The sequence below is a fragment of the Streptococcus thermophilus genome, from assembly GCF_010120595.1.
Lineage (GTDB): Bacteria > Bacillota > Bacilli > Lactobacillales > Streptococcaceae > Streptococcus > Streptococcus thermophilus.
The window spans coordinates 17,048-37,909 of the sequence record NZ_CP038020.1; the positions used below are offsets into that span (position 1 = coordinate 17,048).

General features: G+C 40.1%; 20 protein-coding genes. 1 reads left to right on the top strand and 19 read right to left on the bottom strand.

The genetic code is table 11. The features are described 5' to 3' along the window. Positions 1–15: 15 nt before the first annotated feature. The 17 genes from E3C75_RS00120 to E3C75_RS11360 all read right to left on the bottom strand — a co-directional run bounded on the left by E3C75_RS00120 (position 16) and on the right by E3C75_RS11360 (position 19,103). Positions 16–2,169: a peptide cleavage/export ABC transporter gene (locus tag E3C75_RS00120; protein WP_133264081.1), complete on the bottom strand. Its 2,154-nt coding sequence runs from the start codon at positions 2,167–2,169 to the stop codon at positions 16–18. A gap of 1,013 nt (positions 2,170–3,182) precedes the next feature. Beyond that, entirely contained in the window at positions 3,183–4,928 is a 1,746-nt protein-coding gene (locus E3C75_RS00125; protein WP_100262366.1) for an ABC transporter ATP-binding protein, read from the bottom strand. Next, on the bottom strand, positions 4,921–6,678 hold the full coding sequence (locus E3C75_RS00130) for an ABC transporter ATP-binding protein (RefSeq protein ID WP_024010065.1): 1,758 nt from the start codon (positions 6,676–6,678) through the stop codon (positions 4,921–4,923). The genes E3C75_RS00125 and E3C75_RS00130 overlap by 8 nt, the downstream gene beginning before the upstream one ends. A 187-nt stretch (positions 6,679–6,865) precedes the next feature. Then, positions 6,866–7,072: a hypothetical protein gene (locus E3C75_RS11345; RefSeq protein WP_011681579.1), complete on the bottom strand. Its 207-nt coding sequence runs from the start codon at positions 7,070–7,072 to the stop codon at positions 6,866–6,868. Positions 7,073–7,276: 204 nt separating this feature from the next. Further along, on the bottom strand, positions 7,277–7,804 hold the full coding sequence (locus E3C75_RS00140) for a VanZ family protein (protein ID WP_011226503.1): 528 nt from the start codon (positions 7,802–7,804) through the stop codon (positions 7,277–7,279). A 1-nt stretch (position 7,805) separates the two neighbouring features. Then, on the bottom strand, positions 7,806–8,915 hold the full coding sequence (gene rlmN, locus E3C75_RS00145; protein ID WP_100262375.1) for a dual-specificity RNA methyltransferase RlmN: 1,110 nt from the start codon (positions 8,913–8,915) through the stop codon (positions 7,806–7,808). 63 nt (positions 8,916–8,978) lie between these two features. Further along, entirely contained in the window at positions 8,979–9,701 is a 723-nt protein-coding gene (locus E3C75_RS00150) for a YutD family protein (RefSeq protein ID WP_014621927.1), read from the bottom strand. Between the two features lie 60 nt (positions 9,702–9,761). After that, positions 9,762–11,111 carry a bifunctional metallophosphatase/5'-nucleotidase gene (locus E3C75_RS00155; RefSeq protein WP_111679782.1) on the bottom strand — a complete coding sequence of 450 codons (1,350 nt, stop codon included), beginning with the start codon at positions 11,109–11,111 and terminating at the stop codon, positions 9,762–9,764. Between the two features lie 282 nt (positions 11,112–11,393). After that, a complete protein-coding gene (locus E3C75_RS00160) occupies positions 11,394–11,630 on the bottom strand; it encodes a Blp family class II bacteriocin (protein WP_171815042.1) in 237 nt (78 codons plus the stop codon). A 329-nt stretch (positions 11,631–11,959) separates the two neighbouring features. Next, a complete protein-coding gene (locus tag E3C75_RS00165) occupies positions 11,960–13,303 on the bottom strand; it encodes a DEAD/DEAH box helicase (protein ID WP_011681583.1) in 1,344 nt (447 codons plus the stop codon). Between the two features lie 74 nt (positions 13,304–13,377). Next, complete coding sequence (gene mraY / locus E3C75_RS00170; protein WP_011227524.1) at positions 13,378–14,400, bottom strand: phospho-N-acetylmuramoyl-pentapeptide-transferase; 1,023 nt, start codon at positions 14,398–14,400, stop codon at positions 13,378–13,380. Position 14,401: 1 nt separating this feature from the next. Beyond that, entirely contained in the window at positions 14,402–16,669 is a 2,268-nt protein-coding gene (gene pbp2x / locus E3C75_RS00175; RefSeq protein WP_071417385.1) for a penicillin-binding protein PBP2X, read from the bottom strand. A 3-nt stretch (positions 16,670–16,672) separates the two neighbouring features. Continuing rightward, positions 16,673–16,993, bottom strand: coding sequence for a cell division protein FtsL (gene ftsL, locus E3C75_RS00180; protein WP_002948801.1), 321 nt, complete (start codon positions 16,991–16,993; stop codon positions 16,673–16,675). A 2-nt stretch (positions 16,994–16,995) separates the two neighbouring features. After that, entirely contained in the window at positions 16,996–17,946 is a 951-nt protein-coding gene (gene rsmH / locus E3C75_RS00185) for a 16S rRNA (cytosine(1402)-N(4))-methyltransferase RsmH (RefSeq protein WP_014621931.1), read from the bottom strand. A gap of 164 nt (positions 17,947–18,110) precedes the next feature. After that, complete coding sequence (locus E3C75_RS11350) at positions 18,111–18,539, bottom strand: hypothetical protein (protein ID WP_011681585.1); 429 nt, start codon at positions 18,537–18,539, stop codon at positions 18,111–18,113. Beyond that, complete coding sequence (locus tag E3C75_RS11355) at positions 18,505–18,720, bottom strand: hypothetical protein (protein WP_011681586.1); 216 nt, start codon at positions 18,718–18,720, stop codon at positions 18,505–18,507. Before E3C75_RS11355 ends, E3C75_RS11350 begins: the two co-directional genes overlap by 35 nt. Further along, complete coding sequence (locus tag E3C75_RS11360) at positions 18,717–19,103, bottom strand: hypothetical protein (RefSeq protein ID WP_014621935.1); 387 nt, start codon at positions 19,101–19,103, stop codon at positions 18,717–18,719. Before E3C75_RS11360 ends, E3C75_RS11355 begins: the two co-directional genes overlap by 4 nt. Before the next feature lie 67 nt (positions 19,104–19,170). On the opposite strand from E3C75_RS11360, the gene E3C75_RS00200 reads away from it, so the two are divergent. Then, a complete protein-coding gene (locus E3C75_RS00200; RefSeq protein ID WP_164926319.1) occupies positions 19,171–19,434 on the top strand; it encodes a hypothetical protein in 264 nt (87 codons plus the stop codon). 305 nt (positions 19,435–19,739) lie between these two features. On the opposite strand, the gene E3C75_RS00205 is transcribed toward E3C75_RS00200, so the two are convergent. Together E3C75_RS00205 and E3C75_RS00210 are read right to left on the bottom strand one after the other, a co-directional pair. Next, positions 19,740–20,096 (bottom strand): DUF805 domain-containing protein, encoded by a 357-nt coding sequence (locus E3C75_RS00205; RefSeq protein WP_014621938.1) that lies wholly within the window; start codon positions 20,094–20,096, stop codon positions 19,740–19,742. Positions 20,097–20,315: 219 nt separating this feature from the next. Then, a complete protein-coding gene (locus tag E3C75_RS00210; protein WP_014621939.1) occupies positions 20,316–20,606 on the bottom strand; it encodes a hypothetical protein in 291 nt (96 codons plus the stop codon). Positions 20,607–20,862 lie beyond the last annotated feature (256 nt).

A 20,862-nucleotide genomic window follows, 5' to 3' on the forward strand; every position in this document is an offset into this window, starting at 1 on the left:
CGTGTTTCCTTTTCCTCACTTTCTAAATAATTGATAATAGAAACCTGGATAAGACATTAGGTCTTGATGAGAACCTGTCTCCACTACGCGTCCCTGATCAATGACTACGATACGGTCGGTCCGCTCAGCGATACTAAGCCTGTGTGCTACAAAGATGATCGTTTTATCTTTTAGTGCTAGGAGGTTATCAATAACCTGCTTTTCTGTCAAAACATCCAATCCGCTAGTTGCTTCATCTAAGATTAGTACAGGAGATTTCGTTAGTAGTGCACGCGCCAAAGCGATACGTTGCTTTTGCCCTCCAGACAGACCTGCTCCATCAGACAGCTCTGTCTGAAACCCCATAGGCATGTTTTCAATATCTTGACGAATTTCTGCTATTTCACAAGCTTTCAAAATATCAGCTTGCGTAATACCCCGTGCTGCACCTAAAGTAAGATTTTCTAAAACACTACCACTAAATATATAGGATTGCTGAGGGAGATAGTTAATATGTTGACGAAGAGTTTTCTTGTCTATGCGACTAATATTTTGACCATTAAAATCTATGTGCCCCTTATATGGTTGATAAAAATTGACCAACATTTTAGCTAGAGTAGTCTTACCAGATCCACTGACACCAACAAAACTGATTTTTTCTCCTTGTCTAATCGTCAAACTGACATCAGTCAAAGTATCACGACCAAAACCATATTTATAAGATAAATCCGTAACAGTGATATCTCCATCCGCAATGCCTTCTTGATAGGTATCATCACTTTGTCCAAACTCTGATTCAATCAGATAGACCTCATTGAGCCTAGTATTAGCTACCTTAGCAGACTGTAACTTGGTTTGCAGGTTAATGATATTTTCCAAAGGATTCGTGAAGTAAGAAAGCAACATATTAAAAGTAATCAATTGTCCTATCGAAATGGTATTTCCCATCACCAACTGAGCACCTGTCCAGAGGATAAGTACATTTAAAATAAGTTGAGCACCTTGTTTCAATGATGTTTGTAGTATAGATAACTTAGAAAGGCGAAAAGAATTGTCTAGATAGTCAACAAACTCACCATCAATCTTTTGATAGCATACTTCTTCGCTGGTTAGTGACTTTATGGTTTCAATCCCATTAATGTCCTCAATGATGGCTGAATTAACCATAGCATTACTCTGCATGACGTCATGATTCATTCGCTCAAAAGGTTTCATAAAGGCAAAGACGATAAGGGTATAAATTGGAACCGAACAAAGAACTAGCTTGAAGAGATTGCTATTTTGTATCAATAACACGCCTCCTACGATAATCACAATAGAGAAATCAAGGAAAAGTGATAATATCGTCGAAGCCAGAGCATCGATAATAGAGTTAGCATCACTAAAACGTGAGATAACCTCCCCTGTACGTCTTGTGGCAAAAAAAGACATTGGGAGTTCAAAGATATGTCGTATGTAGGACAAGATAACGTCAATGGTCAATCGCTGACTCAGTATGGTTAAGAGATAATCTCTTGCAAAAGTCATCATTTGTTGTAAAACATAGGTCACAACTAATCCAATTGAGATAATTCCTAAGGTAGACTTCATTTGATTAGGGACATATTCGTCTAGAATACCTTGTAAATAATAGGAACCTAAAATATTTATTAAAGTAACCAAGAGACTGGCAAAGACAATATTAGCTATCAAGGACCTTTGTTTAAAGATCAAAGGGAGAAAGTCCCAGAGTCCATTTTTCTTATCCTTATGTGGTTTATAACTGGGTTCCGGTCCCATAAAAAGAGTAATACCTGTCCACTCTTTCTCAAAACGCTCTTTAGTCATTTTAGTTACTTTTACACTTGGATCAGGGTCTCCAATTATCAGATAATCCTTGGTGCTTTTATAAATAACATAATAATGTTGAAGCTTCCCATCTTTATTAACATGAGCAATAAAAGGATAAGGAACATCTTCCATCTCAAAGAGCGACATTTCAGCCTTTATAGCTCTCGTTTCAAAGCCAATTTTTTTAGCAGCCTCTACAAGACCTAAGGCAGTTGTCCCTTCTTTATTGGTCTTCGCCAACTCACGCAGATGTGCTAATGAATAATCTGAACCATAGTACTTGGCCACTGATGCCAAGGCAGCAACTCCACAATCCCTCATGTCTATTTGAGGGACAAAAGTCCTACGAAAACGAAACATACCAAACCCTTTCATCACAAATTATCATATGATTAGTATGTCATATTTTCAGGATAAAAAGAGCCAGCGTCCCAAAAAGTTGCCATACGTCCCAAACGGTAAGAAAAATCTTAAAGTCATCTCCACTATTACCATTTAAGCCGTATTTGGGGTCATTTAGGACAAGTTCATTGAAATCGATTTCAAAGTTATACAATAGTTATTAGAAGGAAACATTCTAAAATAGTCCTACAAGCATACGTATTTGATCTAACCATTATTACTGTGCCAGCCCTGGTATTTCCAAAGGAAACCATGACTGCTGATAGCCTCGGAGCCTATCTCTATCGTATGATGTCATAATTTGATTATTTTTATTCCGAAAAGGGATAACATTATGAAAAACGTCAATCCATATCTCAAAAAATCCTATCAAAAAAGGCTAAATCAGCCTCTTGAGATTCGATTACTCAATTATCGGTTTAATTTTCCTTAGCTTTGTAAGTGTATTTGTTATCACTGTCAATGCTATTTTTAGCGTCACTAGAGGGGTTCCCTTCCTTAATGCCCACCTTATTTCCACCTTGAGTAATTGTGCCTTCTATCTTTTGATTTACTCAACCTTGAGGTGGCACCATCTCAAAAAGCTCTATAATCTCTACAGTGGTTTTTCCCACTACAGAAATTATAGAGCCGAAGTTAAGTAGTTCTGTGGTAAACTGAGTCATAGGAATAAATCTCTTTCTAGTAATGTTTTGCAACTCTACTATAACGGATTTATTCCTTTTTGTGTTTACACAACTTATTTTACACTACCTCAACGTTTGCAAGTACCTCGAGATCGAGTGTTTCAAATGTATTATTTGTTTGCCTTGTCATTCTAACAACCTCCTAAATTATTTTTAGCTTTTTCTCTCAAGCTATGATTTTATTATAGGGTGGTAGCCAACAAAAAAGTAGTGACATAAATGTCACTACTCGATTTTGATTTTTAAGAAATCTTTTCGAATATAGAAGCTATGGTCTAGATTAGCTTACTCTCCTTCCATGGTGCCTGCTTGTAGGCTGTACATCTTGTGATAGGTGCCGCCGAGGGCTAGGAGCTCTTCGTGGCTACCGTGTTCAATGATGCGGCCCTTGTCTAAGACATAGATGCAGTTAGCATCTTGGATTGTTGATAGGCGGTGGGCAATGGCAATGGTTGTACGGCCTTGACGAATTTTTGCAAGAGAGTTTTGAACAATAGCCTCTGTCTCCGAATCAATATTGGCTGTCGCTTCATCCAAAATCAAGATTTTAGGCTGGCTAGCAACGGTTCTAGCAAAGGCTAGAAGCTGGCGTTGACCGGTTGAGAAACTTGAACCACGTTCGGAAACTGGGGAATCATAGCCTTCAGGAAGTTTATCAATAAAGTGATTGGCATCGACAAACTCAGCAGCAGCTTTAATCTCTTCATCAGTTAAATCTTGATACATGGCAATATTGGATTTGATTGTGCCATGATAGAGGAAGGGGTCCTGAAGGACAAGACCAATATTCTTGCGCAGCTCTGCCTGACTATAATCACGAATATCCACACCGTCTAGGAGAACTCGTCCTGATTGGAACTCATAGAATCGCATGAGCACGTTGATAATAGAGGATTTTCCAGAGCCTGTAGATCCCACAAAGGCGATGGTTTCACCTTTATTGACAGAGAAGGAAATATTATTCAAAATCTGGTGCTTGCCATCATAGGAGAAGGAGACATTCTCAAAGCGAACATTCCCCTCAGTAACCTTGGCAGCTGTGTCTCTCTGTTCAGGCTCATAGGTACGTTCGTCAATCAAGGCAAAGACCCGACCTGCTGAGACCATAGAGGTTTGTAGAGTCGAGAAGTTTTGTGTCACTTCAATCAAGGGATTAAAGAGGCGATTAATATACTGGATAAAGGCATACATGGTACCTGCTGTGATACCCAGATAGATACCTCGGTAGCCAAAATAGGCCATGAGAACAGCATAAGCCAGGAGCTTCAGTAGACTCATGGCTGGGCGTAGAAAGAGAGAATCCAGTGATATAGAACGGCTGGCATAAATCAGGTGTTCCTCATTAATGGCATCAAACTCTTTTTTAAGACGCTTCTCCTGGTTAAAGGCCTGAATGATGTGAATCCCTTCGATACTCTCTGACAGTTTGGCATTTATATCTGAAAGCAAGGCTCTGGTCTTTTCAATGATGACCACTGATTTTTTGCGATAAAGGTTAACCAAAAGGACAATCAGAGGAAGAAAGAGGACAATAAGCCCGGTCAGACGAATGTCCAAGATCATCATGGTGTAAAGGGTGGTAACAAAGATAAAGATAGCCGAAATAAAACTAGACAGAGTTCCTGAGAACATCTCGCTAATGGTCTCAGTATCATTGGTCAAGCGGGAAACGATGGAACCTGCTGGGGTCTTGTCAAAGTAAGACATACCCAGTTTTTCCATATTGGCAAAGGCATCTCGACGAATATCTCTGACAATGCTATAGGACACACGCGCAAAGAAGAGATTTCCCAGATACTGGACTAGTGTCTGCAAGAGGTAGAGACCATAGTAGCCAATCAGAATCATACTTGCCGCCTGATTCATATCATGAAGATAGTGATCAATAAAATAAGAGGCCACCAATGGAATGATACTCTTGATAACCGTTGTGGACAAGAGGAAGGTCAAAGCTAGAAAGGTCAAGAACTTGTAAGGCTTGAGATAGGTCAAGAGACGCTTAAACACAGACCATTGGTTTTGATTAGGCATGAGCTTCTCCTCCTTCCATTTCTAACTGTTGAGACTCGTAGGTCTTGGCATACCAACCACCTTGAGCTAGTAAGTCGTCATGACGCCCACGTTCAATGATACGACCATCTTGCATGACCAGGATGAGGTCAGCGTGCACCACCGCACTGAGACGGTGGGCGGTAATAATAGTTGTTTTGTCCTTTCGAGTATGCTTAAGATTATCAATAATGGCATGTTCTGTCTTAGCATCAACCGCAGATAAGGAGTCATCCAAAATCAAAATTTCTGGATTCAAAATCATGGCCCGGCTCATAGCCAGACGTTGTTTTTGACCACCTGATAGGCTGACACCCTTTTCACCAATGATTGTTTCAAAGCCTTCAGGCATATCCTTGATATCATCATAAACTTGAGCTAACTTAGTCGCTTCTTCCACCTTATCAATGGAGAAATCTGGATTACCAAAGCGGATATTGTCTAAAATAGAACTGGCAAAGAGAAACTGGTCTTGAGGAACATAACCAATCAAGCTACGCAAGTCTGATAGGCGATAGTCTCGGATGTCATGTCCATTCAAATAGATGGCTCCTTGATTGACATCGTGCTCCCGCAAGAGCAACTTGACAAGAGCCGTCTTTCCTGAGCCAGTCGGTCCAACCAAACCAAGGGTTTGCCCCTTGTCCAAGGTGAAATGAATATCTCGCAAAGTATCCTCATCCTCAAAAGCAAAGCGGTCAATCGCAAAGTCTAAACGACCATTTTCAATGCTTGGAAGAGGATAAGCAGGATCTTGAACATCTGATTCCTGCTCTAAAAGAGTCTCAATACGTTGGTAGGACACATTTCCCCTCTGCGTGATATTAAAGAGGAAGCCAATGGCCATTAGGGGCCAAACCAGCATGTCCAAATAGGTAATAAAGGTTACCAAATTTCCGACCGTTATCTGACCGGCCTGAATCATAAAAGCCCCGACAAGGAGGGTCAAAACATAAGATGAGCCAACAAAGAGCAAGACCAAAGGATCAAAAAGGCTGTCATACTTCATAGTATGCATATTCTTTTCAAAAGTCATCTTATTGGTCTCTTGGAAGGACTGGAGCTCAGCCTCCTGATAGCCAAAAGACTTGGTTACCTTGATACCTGACACCGATTCTTGTACCTTATTATTAAGTTCAGAAAAAGCTGCCTGGGATTCTCCAAAAGCTTTGTGGGTCTTACGTCCCAAACGACTAGTCGCAAAAGCCATGAAAGGTAGAGGTAAGACTGCCACCAGGGTCATCTGCCAGGAAATGCTGAAGAACATGGTGATTAAAGTCACCAAGGCTGTGATAGACGCATCCACGGCTGACATGACACCCCCACCAGCCAAACGGGTTAGAGAGTTGATATCATTGGTGGCATGGGCCATGAGATCACCAGTTCGGTACTTTTGGTAAAAAGAAGGCGACATCTTGGTAAAATGCTCAAAAAGCCGCGAACGCATAATCTGTCCCAAGCGATAAGACGTTGCCAAGATATACATCCGCCAAACATAGCGCAAATAGTACATTCCTAAAGCCGCCAAAAGCAAATAAATGAGATTCAAAAGCAAGATCTGATTGGTCAATTTTCCCGATGTGATAGCATCAATGACCCGACCCATAACCATAGGAGGAATCAGATTGAGAACCGAAACCAAACTCAGTGCCAATATCCCGACAATATAACGGCGTTTTTCTAACTTGAAAAACCACCAAAGTTTTGCAATGATTGATTCTTTAAAAAACAAGTTATTCCCCCTATCCCTACAAAAGGATGATTATAAGTCTAATGAAAGTTATTTCCAATAGCGATAAATTGTACCATCTTCTAACTGAAAGTGACCAATATAAGTCAATTTTCCAAAATCAGTAGACTCTGGCAATTTATAAGCAAAGGAGTCAAAATTATAGGCCTTGTGCCCATCATCAATAGAATCAGTTATCCTTATCGTGGATAACTGATTCGTCCTTCTTAGGGTTCCAAATACGTCTGATTTCATCAGATGTCTTATACTCTCTGACAAAATTGTACAATTCGAAGTTAGTTGCCTCACTGAGATAGCGACCATCAGTGTTGTAGTTAGCTAATTGAGACTCTCTCTTAACCTCAGAATAGCTCCAAACCTGCCCTCTTTCTCGCATAATACCGGCATCACGGCCACTTTTGATAAGTATCTGCTTTAACCGTTGTCATTGTTGCTCCTAGTGTCAATACGGTGACTACTGTCACATTAAGTGTTTCATTGTTTCACTAAAAGTGTTTATTCATTTTTCCCTCTTTTGGATGTGTTGTATTTGTATGAGAGAAAATAAGTGAAACCTGGGACGCAAAGTGTCCTAGGTTTTTTACTCATTAAAATACGTTTGAATCAGTTTCACAAGGAGGCGGTAGGCACCTAGTGCCACCAAACCACCCAAAGTGTTGGTCCATAAATCATCTAGCTCAAAGACACGATTAGCATCAATGAGAAGGTCAAGAATCACCTGCCCGATTTCAATCGTCAAAGACATGGCAAGCGTCGCTACAAGGACCTTTTTCCAAGACCTAAATCTTGGGTACAAGGCTAAGAGCCCTAAAATCAGCGGACTCAGCAAGAAAATGTTGGTCACATTTTGCCCAAGGACAAAGACAATCTCCTTAAGACTATCCAGCTGATTAAAATTAGTCAGACTGTTGAACGGTGTCAAAAGCACCACTACCCTACCAAAATGTTGAATACCAGGGGTTTCAACACCTTCAACTAGCCCATACTGGGGTGTCCAACAAAGGAGTACTAAACAAAGGAGATAAGAACAAACCAAAACTTGACTTAGCTTTCTTCCTTTTGGTGTTAGTTCTCCATTCTTATCTACCCAAGTCGTCAGCCGAAACATCTTACTTACCTTCTGATTTACCAGATGCTTCTGCCACAGCCTTTTGACGGTCACGTTTCATAGTGTTTGAGCGCAATTGTCCACAAGCAGCATCAATATCTGTACCATGTTCTTGACGAACGACACAGTTGACACCATTTTTCTTGAGCACATCGTAAAAGGCAGCCACACGTTCTTTAGTTGAACGGCTATAATGGTCGTGCTCTGATACTGGGTTGTAAGGAATCAAGTTGATGTATGACAACTTACGGATTTTCTTAGTCAAATCAGCCAACTCTTGAGCATTTTCAGGGTGGTCATTGACCTCATTAAGCATGATATACTCAAAAGTTACACGACGGTTGGTTGTCTGGATGTAATATTCAATAGCTTCAAAGAGTTTTTCAAGTGGAAATGAGCGGTTAATACGCATGATGCTTGAACGAAGGTCATTGTTAGGCGCGTGAAGTGATACGGCGAGGTTAACTTGAACACCTTCGTTGGCAAATTCCTTAATTTTTGGTGCCAAACCAGATGTTGACACTGTAATATGACGAGCTCCAATAGCAAGGCCATTATCATTGTTAATGGTACGCAAGAAGCGAAGCACATTGTCATAGTTATCGAAAGGTTCACCAATCCCCATAACAACCACGTGGCTGACACGTTCACCATCACCACGGTCATCAAAGTACTTTTGTACCAACATGATTTGAGCAACAATCTCACCAGCAGTCAAGTCACGTTGTTTCTTAATCAAGCCACTAGCACAGAAAGTACAACCGATGTTACATCCAACCTGAGTTGTCACACAGACAGACAAACCATAGTGTTGACGCATCAAAACAGTCTCAATCAACATACCATCTGGCAATTCAAAAAGATACTTAACTGTACCATCTTTTGATTCTTGAACGATACGCTGTTTTAATGGGTTTATGCAGAAATTATCGTTCAATTTAGCAATGAAGTCCTTAGAAATGTTGGTCATTTCTTCGAAAGACTGCACACGCTTCTTGTAGAGCCAATCCCAAATTTGAGTAGCACGAAATTTCTTTTCACCGTGTTCCATAGCCCAGTCAATCAACTCATCACGAGTAAGACCGTAAATAGAAGGTTTGTAGCCCTCCATATCCTCTAATTTCTGACGTTTACGACGTTCTGGTTTTGATTGTGTTGTTACTTCTGACATAGTTTAATTTCCTTTTTTTCTGATTGTAAAATGCTGACCATCTGACTTGGCATTACTTTGCTTTTTCAGTGAGGGGGTTTGATTTTTTGAAGCTTTCTTCTGACTCTTCTTGAAGTTAGGCTTTCGCTCACGACTACCATCCTCGGACCTAGATTTAAACTTAGATCGACGCTTGACTTTCTCAAAGCTTGCCCCTTCTTGGTCCCTGTCTCCTCGTTTGGACTTATCCCGCTTTTGCTTAGCAGAAACTTTTTGTCCCTTATTCTTTTGAGAAGCATTATGCTCCTTCTCTCTAGATTCCTGAGAAGAATTACGACGATTATTAGAACGACGACACTTGCGACGAGGCTCTGTCTCCTCTTCAAAGACGATTAATTGCGGCTCTTCATTTTTCAAAATAAAGTAGGCACAACCAAAGGCACAGTATTCGCGTAAATACTCTGACAATCGGCTAATACGATCTGTCTTACGCGTATTGGGACGATCGTCCTCGTAAAATCCCTTAAGGCGAAGCTGGTCATTAGACCAATCACCAACAATATAGTCATACTTGAGCATGATTTCAGAAAAACGTTGCCCAAAGCGGGTGGCGTCTAAAGCATCCTTGTGATTTTCAAGAACCGTAAACTGATAGGCATCTGATTTCAGAAGGTCGGCCACATATACAAAGTCTGGCCCTGGATATTTATTATAATTAAACATTTCTGGCAAGATTTCTTTACGCATGCGCCATCCTTTCTGCTCTCTTATTTTCTATCCTGATGCACAGTGATAATGTTCTTATCTCTAATCCCAATCAGCACCATTATTTCTTAAATACTTGGCCACAAGTTCCCTTAACAAATCTGGAAAAAGAAGCGTGACTTCCTTTTCCTTGATTGTAGGGAAGTAAGAAGAAAAGTAGTACTGATCCACAAGGACCAAACTAAACTTCTCATTGGAATCTACAACCCTACTATTATACAACAAATTACCGTTTTTGTAAGCAAAATTACCTGTAATTAGCTCACCAAATACCTTACCTCTAAAGCCCATACCTTTAATAGCTTGGTTTTTAAGGAGTTCAGACTTAGTAAAAACTTCACGACAAATTTCCTTGAGTTCTTGCCCTGTCACAAATAGACGGGCCATCCGCATCTGATGGGGAAGGGCTTCTTGAAGGTCTGCCATTGTCACTTGAGGACCTAGCGTTTTCATGATAAGTCCTGTATTCAAAAGCGTTAACTGGCTATCTGTCTCCTGACAAACAGCTTGTAAAACCAATTGACAGGTCTCATTAAAATTTAATTTTCGACCTAGATTAGCCACTTTTTCCTGGGCCAAACGACGATGGCCTTCCTCACGCATGGCCTTGATAAAGGCTTCGTCCTCCTTGTCCAAATCCAAGATATAGTCCTTAGTGGGGATAGCCTCGATCTGACACGCTATCATTTGCCCATTTTCCACAGTTAGGTCAATACAGCCAAGAAAATAGCCATATCTATCAGCAGCTGCCAAATAGGTCTCATTAATCAATTTGCCCTCTTCAAAAAGGTGATGGGTGTGGCTTCCGATAACAAGGTTGACCTGTGGATAAGTCTCTGAAATCTGCTCATCATAATGCACACCTAGATGGCTAAGTACTATGACTAGGTCTGCATCCATTACCTCAGAGCGGGCCAAATCCTCTTCCAACCTAGCCATAGGCTCTAACACCTGCCAACCGTTGGGAGCATAGGTAAGGTAATAGGGAAAGGTATAGGCCAAGAAAGCAATTTTTGTACCAGCTTTAGTTTTGTGAACAAGATAGGGCTTGGCCCATTCAGGCTGTCCCTCCTCATCCTTGAGATTTCCTATGATCGGTTGAAACTGAGCCTGCTCATAAAGACAGTCTAGCTCATCCTTAGCTAGACCAATCCCCTCATTATTTCCAATAGTCGCATAGTCTATCCCCAGCTCATTCATCAAGGCTATATTAAAACGCCCAGCTGTCGCATCTGACAAGGGATGAGACTTATCCACATTATCCCCAAGATCTACCTTAATCAACTCTCTGTCCGTCTGACTCAAATCATCCACAGCCCGCTTGAGTTGTGGATACTGTTCAAAATGAGAGTGCAAATCATTGATATGGAGAATTCGAATCTTGTCTTTCATGACTTCTATTTTAGCACTTTTACCACAAAAAAACTTGACATTCATTCAGCCAAGTTTTTATATGTGAGACGATGCTCCTTGCTATCCAATTTTTTAATTACTGAAAGGCTTATGAGTAATGATGTTTTTTAGTATAGATAAGGACTACAAAACCTGTAACTCCTAAAACATCTATCATTGTAAAGAACCAATGATGAGGAACACACAACTGATAGCAACTTGCTAGAATGAAACACACATAAATAAAAACGCACGGATCATTTTGTTCTTTCAAATTTCTAACTAAACTCCACAAAATATAGCCATTCCAACACCGGCTCCTGACCATGCCCCAAATACCCCACCTGAAATGGTCCCAACAATCGGTAATGTATGGGTTCCAACTGATGTTCCAGTCAAAAATCTAAGCACAGGAGATCCAGCAGCCCCAGCTACACAACCAATCACACCCTCACCTTCAATAATAGAAAGGTCTTCGGAATTAAGTGAATTAAAATTGTTAATGATTTTTGTTGTCATGAAAACAACCTTCTTTAAACTATTTTGTTTTAGGCTTTTCTTAAAAGCTATGATTTTATTATAGGTGGGAAGCCAACAAAAAAGTAGTGAAATTATAATTTTGAGAGTTGATTCAGCTTAGGACTTACAAGTTCTTTTACTTTTAAAGAAAATCTTCTAAAAACTAAGGCTTTCCACTGTGATAAAAACACCTAAATCTTTGTAGTCATAAGGCTTGGGGAGTGAGATCTTCGGATCAAAAGATGAATAATAAGTAAAGAGGCCGAAACTTTATAGTTTCAACCTCTTAAATTTTTTAATCTAAATTTACCTTTATCTAAAAGCCAAGCTTAGAGGCTTTGCTTCTTAGCTTTACGTTCAGCACGTCCCTTAGCACGATTGGCTGCACGACGTTCACGTTTGCGTTTTTCGTCAACCTTCCACTGAATTTTCTTCTTGTAACCAGGCTTGATTTTTTTCTTTTTCTTCTTAACCAAACCAATCATTTCCGTGTCAAGTTTTTGATAGGCTTTTTCTCGGTTGGCACGACGGTCGCGGTCATAGGTATCTTGGAACTCACCATCTTTAAAGACCTTAGGTTCAAAGGTGATCCCCATCTTTTCAAGCTCACGAATATCTGAGTCGTCACTTGGTTGATAAAGGGTGATTGCTGTTCCTGACAAGCCGTTACGTCCAGTACGTCCTACACGGTGAACAAAGAATGACAAATCTTGAGGAATAGCGTCATTGATAACATGGCTAACCCCTTCAATATCAATTCCACGCGCTGCAAGGTCAGTCGCTACAATATACTCAAATTCAAGCTTCTTAACTTGATTCATGATACGCTTACGTTCACGTGGTGGAATACCGCCATGAATTTTCGCTACTTTAAGACCGTTTGATACCAAATAACTGTGTAAATCATCCGCACGTTCCTTGGTATTAACGAAAATCATTGCCAAGTATGGCTGCATCCCCTTAAGCATCTCAAGAATTTGTCCATTCTTGTTGCGCCCCTTGGTAGATACTAACCAGTTATCAATGGTATCCGCAATCACCGTTGAAGTCTTGATTTGTTCCATGACAGGATTGGTCAAATATTTCTTCAAGAATGGTTGTAATTTTTGAGGAATGGTTGCTGAGAAGACCAAAATTTGAACTTCCTTAGGAAAACTTGCCGCAATCTTATCCACAGTAGCCAAGAATCCCATATCCATGGTCATGTCGGCCTCGTCAACGACAAAAGTATGTGCCTTGTGGATAGCCAAGTCACCAGACTTAAACAGGTCATAAATACGCCCTGGTGTCCCGATAACGATATGCGGTTGGGCTACCTTAAGTTTCTCGATCTGACGTTGTTTATCCGTACCACCGACGTAATTAACAACACGAATTTCTGTATCAGAGTGTTTGGCAATCTGTTTTGTCGACTGATATATCTGTGTCGCCAATTCACGCGATGGAGCTGTGATAACAACTTGAACATCCCTGCTCTCTGGATTAAGCTTCTCAAAAATTGGCAATAGGAAGGTATGTGTCTTCCCTGAACCAGTCTTTGATTCACCCACTAAATCACGGCCAGAACGGACTACTGGAATCAATTTTTGCTGAACAGGTGTTGGCTCCTTAAATTTAATCTCGTCGAGAGCCTCTTGAATATAGTCTTTAAAATTAAAATCTTTAAATGACATTTTTTCTTACTTCTTTTCTATCTAGTCTACCCTTATCATTATAACAGAAAAAGAGCATTTCTGCTCTTTTTCATTTATTTCATAACGTTTCCAAGAACCATCCAAAGGGTAATGGAACTTGCAAGAGCTCCAATAGTCCAAAGGAAAGCATCAACCTTCCATTCTGACCATTTCTCACCCTTACCCGAGATACCACCCAACTCGAGATGATGGTGAAATGGTGTCATACGGAAAATACGACGACCTTCACCATACTTACGCTTAGTATATTTGAAGTAGCTGACCTGCAGCATAACAGAAGCTGTCTCTAAAACATAGACTACACCAATCAAGAGTAGTGTCCACTCCACGCGTAGAGCGATGGAAATAACGGCAAGCATGGCACCAAGTGACAAGGAACCGACATCCCCCATAAAGACCTTGGCTGGCTTGTGGTTAAAGACAAAGAAGCCAAGAAGGGCACCAATCATAGTGATAATGATAGTCAAGATAGCTAACTCACCCTTGACAAAAGCGATGATTCCATAGGCAATCAAGCTGATAACCACAGAGACAGAAGCTAAACCATCAATACCATCTGTCAAGTTGACCGCATTTGAGAAACCAACGATCCAGAAAAGGACAAAGAGAACATAGAAGACACCAAGCTGAATTGTCAATCCTCCAATAGCTAGGCTATTTGTCCCACTAGGGAGTACATGGATGAAATAGAAAAGCAAACCTGCAACAATCTGCAAAGCCATCTTTTGCCAAGGTTTAAGACCCTCATTGATTTGATGGAAAATCTTAAGGAAATCATCAAGGAAGCCGATAATACCATAAATCAATATTACAAAGAGAATCCCTGCTGTAGCACCATAAGCTTGGTGCCCCTCAGTAAAGACGTGAAAGTTGAAAATCAAACTAATCAAGATGGCAACCACTAGAAAGACTGTCCCTCCCATAGTTGGTGTACCAGCCTTAGCCAGATGCTGCTTCACATCTTCATGCATCTGTTGGCCACCGATTTTTTTGATTTTGTAGTAAGTAATAAAATGGGGCATGGCGAGCACCGTCAACACAAAAGCGGCCACGCCTGCTATCAGACTCATAGTCATCTTAGTCTCCTAAAGTAATGGTAATCTTTTTGGTTTTAGACAGGGCTTCTCCTGCCGCAACACTTTGTTTGGTAACAGTCCCTGACTTGCCACCTTTATAAGTAATTTTAATGCCTTTCCATTTGGCAAATGTTTCAACATTCTTCTTGGTCCAACCATACATGTCTGGAAGTTCTGTGAACTCATTAGTCATGATTAGGATCTGCTCATTAGCTTTAATATCTTCTTTTGCATCTACAGAAACCTTTTCAATCTTATTGCCAACACCCAGAACAATCGGATGAACTAGGTTTTGGCGAAGAGTATTAGCTGTCTCTCCTGGTGTCTTACCAATGATATCACCAGTTTGGTAGCTAGTCTCTTCAGTCTTTCCACTCCCCTCAGAAACAGAAGTATCCAAAGTAGCACCCATAGACATGGCTTCTTCTAAAACAGGGTTCACCACAGTCGCAAAGAAATTATTATTCCAGGTCTTAGGCTCTTGAACGGTCACATACATGATGTATTCTGGATCCTCAGAAGGAACCATGGCTACAACTGAGTTGAGAGTCTCGTTTGTCCCAACTTTATAGGTTCCTGTCTTTTCATCGGGCACTTGGGCTGTTCCTGACTTAACCGCAACATCATTGTTACCAACCTGAATGATTGGTGAACCTTCAGACTTGTTGTACAGGGTACCAAACTCTGGATCTGTACCAACAGAAATCATATAATTACGGGTTTCAGAAGCAGCCTGCTTAGAGACAGGTTTGCCAATAACTTCTTTCTTGGCTGTACGAACAGTACCTTTATTAGTATCAGCAACTTGTTTTATAAATTGAGGCTCTAACATAATACCATTGTTAGAGATTGCGGTAAAGGCTCGAAGCATTTGGACTTGAGTTACTGAAATCCCTTGTCCAAAAGATGATTGGGCAATATTAACTGAGTTTCGAGAGACAATCCCTGAAGACTCGCCAACCATCCCAAAGCGGGTTGGAATTCCAAATTTGTATAGCGATAGGTAGTTAGACCAGACTTTGTCTCCCATGGCTTGTTCCAGCATGGTCATACCAACGTTACTTGAATATGAAAAACCTTGTGCAAATGACATCGTTCGACCTGTTGAGATACCTTCATTGATTGACCAGTCATTGATTTCAACATCACCAACCTTAATACCATTAGCGTTACTGTAGGTTGCATTCGGGTTGAAACTTCCATTATTGATAGCTGCTGACAAGAGCATCACTTTCATGGTTGACCCTGGCTCATACTGAGCTTCATAAAGGCGGTTGACCCAGTCGTAACCCTTTTTAGCCTGTCCTTCTAGCGTATCCGAGTTATAGGTTGGACGTTGTGTCGTTGCAAGGATTTCACCTGTTTTCGCATTGACAACTGTTGCTGAAGCATTTACGCCTTTGGTCTGCTCCATAAAGGTATCCATTTGCGTTTCAAGGAAGGTCTGAAGGGGGGCCGACAAAGTCGTATAGATATTCTTACCATCGATTGCTTCTTTGGTAATCGTTTCCGTACCCAGAAGCGTATTACCGTCTTTATCCTTCTCATAGATAGCTTCCCCATCTGTCCCAGTCAACAAGCTATTAAGCGAACGCTCCAAACCCGTTTGACCAATCAAAGAATAAGAACCATCTTTTTTATTTTCAATAGGTTCAGCACGACCAAGAAACTCTGATGCAAAGATGCCATTAGGGTACATACGTGATGTTGTTGCCTCAAATGCCATCCCCTTAATACCTGCATCCTTAAAAGTCTTTTCAAGGTCCTCTTTGACAGAGTAGGTGATTCCTTTTCCTTTTAGTCCAAAGGATACTTGATAGGCACCCTTGGTACGCAATTGAGCCAAAGTATAACTCTTTTTAATTCCTAGCTTGTCTTTCAAAATATCGGCAACCTTATCAAACTGACTCTCTTGTACATAGAGTTTTTCCCGAGTTGGTGACACATAGCTGGTTGATACAATAGCATAAATGGAATAACTGGTTGAATCCTCAGCCAAAACATTCCCATTTCGGTCATAAATCGTCCCACGCTTGGCCGCCACTGTGGTTTTCGTTTTATAAGACTTAGCAGCCTGTGTTGACAAATCAACACCAAACTTACTATCGGTTCCAATAATTACCACAAAGTTGATAATAAAAACAAAAAAGATAAAAATACTGAGAACCATCAGGTTCTGACCAACATGCTGTCGGTTTTGAGCTGGCTTTCTCCTATCCCTTACGACATAGTTTAGAAATAAATGTTTAAGTTTTTTAAGTCTGTTCATTTGCTATTTCACACTCTTAATACTATCGTTATTAATAGACAGGCCTGCCTTAGTGGCAATCTCTTTGATACGATCAGAGTTAGTTAACTCATTTACTGCCTGCTTAGCATTGTTAAGCTCTGTCTTTTCGTCACTAATCTTGCGATTAAGGTCTGTGATTTGATTCTTGATGGCTTGATTACGTCCTTGCAAATAGACGACTGAGATACTCATTACAATAGCTGTCAAAACAATTGCCGAATAGAAGGCCTTTTCCATACGTGTCATAAAACGAATATGGTTTCTAATAGCCCTATTAACAATCTGACGTTCCTTATTTTCCATAGTTACTTCCTGATTTTTTTAGCCACACGCAACTTAGCAGAGTGCGAGCGGTTATTGGCTTCTAATTCTTCCTGACTAGGTAGGATAGGCTTGCGATTAACCAGAGCTACCTTAGGTTGTAAGTCTTCGGGAATAAAGGGCAAGCCTTTAGGCACATCTACCGTGCTAGCTTCCTTAAAAAGCTGCTTAGTCAACCGGTCCTCCAAAGAATGGAAGGTAATCACCGAAATACGACCATCCACAGCTAGGAGATCCAAAGCCTCCTGAATAGACTCATCCGCAGCACCAAGCTCATCGTTGACCTCGATTCGGATGGCTTGGAAAATTTGTTTGGCTGGATGGCCCTTCTTCTTTAATTCCTTAGCAGGCTTAGCTGATTTAATAATTTCTGCCAGTTCCGTCGTCGTCTCGATAGGTTTTACCTGACGTACTTGCTCAATCTTACGTGCAATTTGTTTAGAGAACTTGTCCTCACCGTATTTGAAGAAAATACGTACTAAATCATTGTAAGGATAGGTATTGACCACATCATATGCGGTCAGACTTGCCTCCTCATTCATGCGCATATCCAGCTTGGCATCCTGTTTGTAGGAGAAACCACGCTCACGCTCATCCAACTGCGGGCTAGACACGCCTAAGTCATAGAGAATACCATCGATTTCAGACACACCCAAAGCTTCAAGGTTGGACTTGAGATTACGGAAATTATCTTTAATGAAGGTCACCATGCCCTTATCAATATAGTCCTTGAGACGCACTTGAGCATTATCAATAGCCTTCTGGTCTTGATCAAAGCAATACAAATGTCCCTTTTCAGACAATTGTGACAAAAGATAAGACGAATGTCCTGCGCCACCCAAAGTCGCATCTACATAGATGCCATCAGGCTTGATATCAAGCATATCAACAGTTTCGTGCAAAAGAACAGTTACATGGTGAAATTCATTAGTCATAATTTTTATTATAGCATAAGAACAGAGAAATTGTCTCGACTTGAAAGTTGTTAGGAAGTCAAAAAAGCTAGACCCTAGGCCTGGCTTTATGATTGATATATTAGTACTCAAAAATTAGTCTACTCTGTAATAATAACTTTTCTCTGAAGGCATCCCATTAGTCGCTAAAATTCGGTCCTTACTGTTATCTCCAGCATCACTTCCATCGCTAACCCCTTTAGGACAAAGCTCAATTGGGGTGTGTTACCTGTCGGAATGGAATCAATATAAGTTAAACTATATATCCCAGACACATATTGACTTTGTGAAACCTTATCAATTGGATAAGCATTCCCCCAAAGTTCCAATTGTCCATCCGAAGTAATTTTGATGGTCATTCCATTTGAGGACTTCCATGTGCCTACAGCTGACTTATAGTTACCATTTTTCAGTTCATCAGCCTTAAGTGAGCTTGAGCTTGTTTTATCTTCCAATGATGTTTTAGAACTACTATTACTTTCATCACTACTCAAATCCTCCCAATCCCAACTAGAAAGATCTGCTTTTTCAGCACCTGAATCACTGTCGTTTTTGACAAGAGGAGGGACCGTCATTATTAAAGTGGTAACCTGAACCACCGCCTGCCGTGACACCGACACTACCATAGTAGCTAAACGTCTTATCCTTGAGGTAAGCCAAGGTCATACGCTCACCTAACATTCCCAATTGCAAACCATCAGTCAGACGAATCACCTGACCATCATCCTTAGAAATAGCGTAGATATCCGTAATCATATAGTCTTTAAAGACATTTCCAGGTTTAAAAGCAAACACCAACTCGTCAACCCATTACCATCCATATCATAATAAGCATAGACAGTGGACGCCGGATTCGTTTGAGAACGAGCATAGGTCACCACCAAAGGATTAATTGAAGCGTCAGTTTGATTGTCAGCTACAGCTGTTTGATACTTGCTGATAATGTCTTCATAAGCAGAGGTATCTACTTTCTTCTCTTCACTTGAACTTGAGTTTTCGCTTTCGCTCCCGTCTGATTGGGACTGCTCTACTGATGAGGCAGAATTTGTTTGTGATAAATGATTAGACTGATTTGAACAGGCTACCAAAAGGGCTAGGCTAGATAAGCCAGTTACTAATAACAATATTTTCTTTTTCATGATAATCTTTCTCTCTATTCGGTTGCAGTAGAGCTAATATCTGAGCCGTAGGCAGGGTCTGTATAGCTTGGGGTATCACTATTTGAGTCGGTATCAGTTGTTGGTGGCTCATAGTTATACCGAGGAGCTTGAGGACGAAGATTCACTTGAGCTTGTTGAAGATGACGATGAACTAGAGCTAGATGACTTGGACGAAAACTTGGTTTTGCTTGATGATGACTACTTAGTAGCTACCTTGACTTGTACCTTAGCACGATTGTGCGTGGGTTGCAAAAATACGATTGCCAAAGCCAAAAGGATAGCCGGTAGGGTAAAAGCCAAAATAAGGTAACGTTTTACTTTTAAATGACGAAGTAGTTTCATAGAGTATTCACATTTCTTAAATATAATTTTAGTATCAATTAGTCTTAGATAAAATTATATCAGAGGTATTAAAATGTGCAATATTGACATAAAGATTAGGGGATTAGAGAAACCGACTTTAAAAGAATTCAAAAATTGGTTTGATTACCTACACATTATTCAAAATCCATTAATCGAGCAATTCATTTCCTAAAGCATCTTGATGGTATTTCGTACCTGGTTTCGAAGTAAATATCATAATACCGAGAACAATATTCCATACGAGATTGACCGCTAAGAGTTGTTAAATGGGGACTCAACTTTAGTTGGCTTACATAACAAAACAAGTAAAATAATCCAACCTACAAACGGAATAAAAATAGTAAAAATATAAGGCCATGTATATCCAGTATCATGCAAACTACCAACTATTACAGCAAGACCTGGTAAGAACTCACCAATTGTATAGACCCACATGATAAGTCCAAGGATGAGTGAAATGATTGCCAGAGCACTTGAACCAATTGAAGAAGAAATTATTCCAACAACTGCTACCACTATATATGGGCACCATGTAATCAGAACATTGACCAAATAGGCAAACCAATAATCTGAGCAGCTTGAACGTCCCGTGAAATCGACATAGCCCATCCAATATTTTTTAGAGAATTTCTCTATTGAAAACTACAAATACTCAATACTTACAAATCCCTTTATATCAATATTTAAAAAAATGAAACTTTCATGAAAATAGACTAAAAGCCATAAAATTGGGATGAAATTGACACAATTAACACCATAAAATAGACTAGCAATTATAATTGAATACAAAAATTATTATCAAAATAATATTACTATTTTCGATAAAATTTAGGTATCCAAAAAGCAGACTCCAAAGGTCTGCTTTTTACTATCAGCCGCTGACTGAGCTTGTGCTTGAGCTTCTTGATTATTTTCAAATGTTGCTTTTGCGGATGCAAATTGTTCTGCGGTAACTAACTGGGGCTGTGCCTGACTGGCTGTTGTCGTAGTAGTATTATCAACACTATCAGCATGTGCTTCTTGACTAATGATACCTGTCGCAAGGACAGCTGTCGCCAAAGAAACTGATGAAATGATTTTCTTAGAATTCATCCTAAACTCCTCTTGACTTTTAAACATTAAAACTCCCACTAATTATCCCTCCGAAAATTTGTCAAGACTTTTTTGGGTATTTTTTGAAAAATTTAATAGATTATTTTTAATATATTTTCATTTTTTCAGGAAAACAATACTCTTCTAATCTAGAATTTTATTACTGAATTTAAAATATAATAAAAAACGCCAAGTATAACCTGACGTATGAAATCACCTCATTTTTTAGCTTTGTATACACGAAGCTTTTTATTGGTCTTTAAACATCACCAAAGCTCCTCAT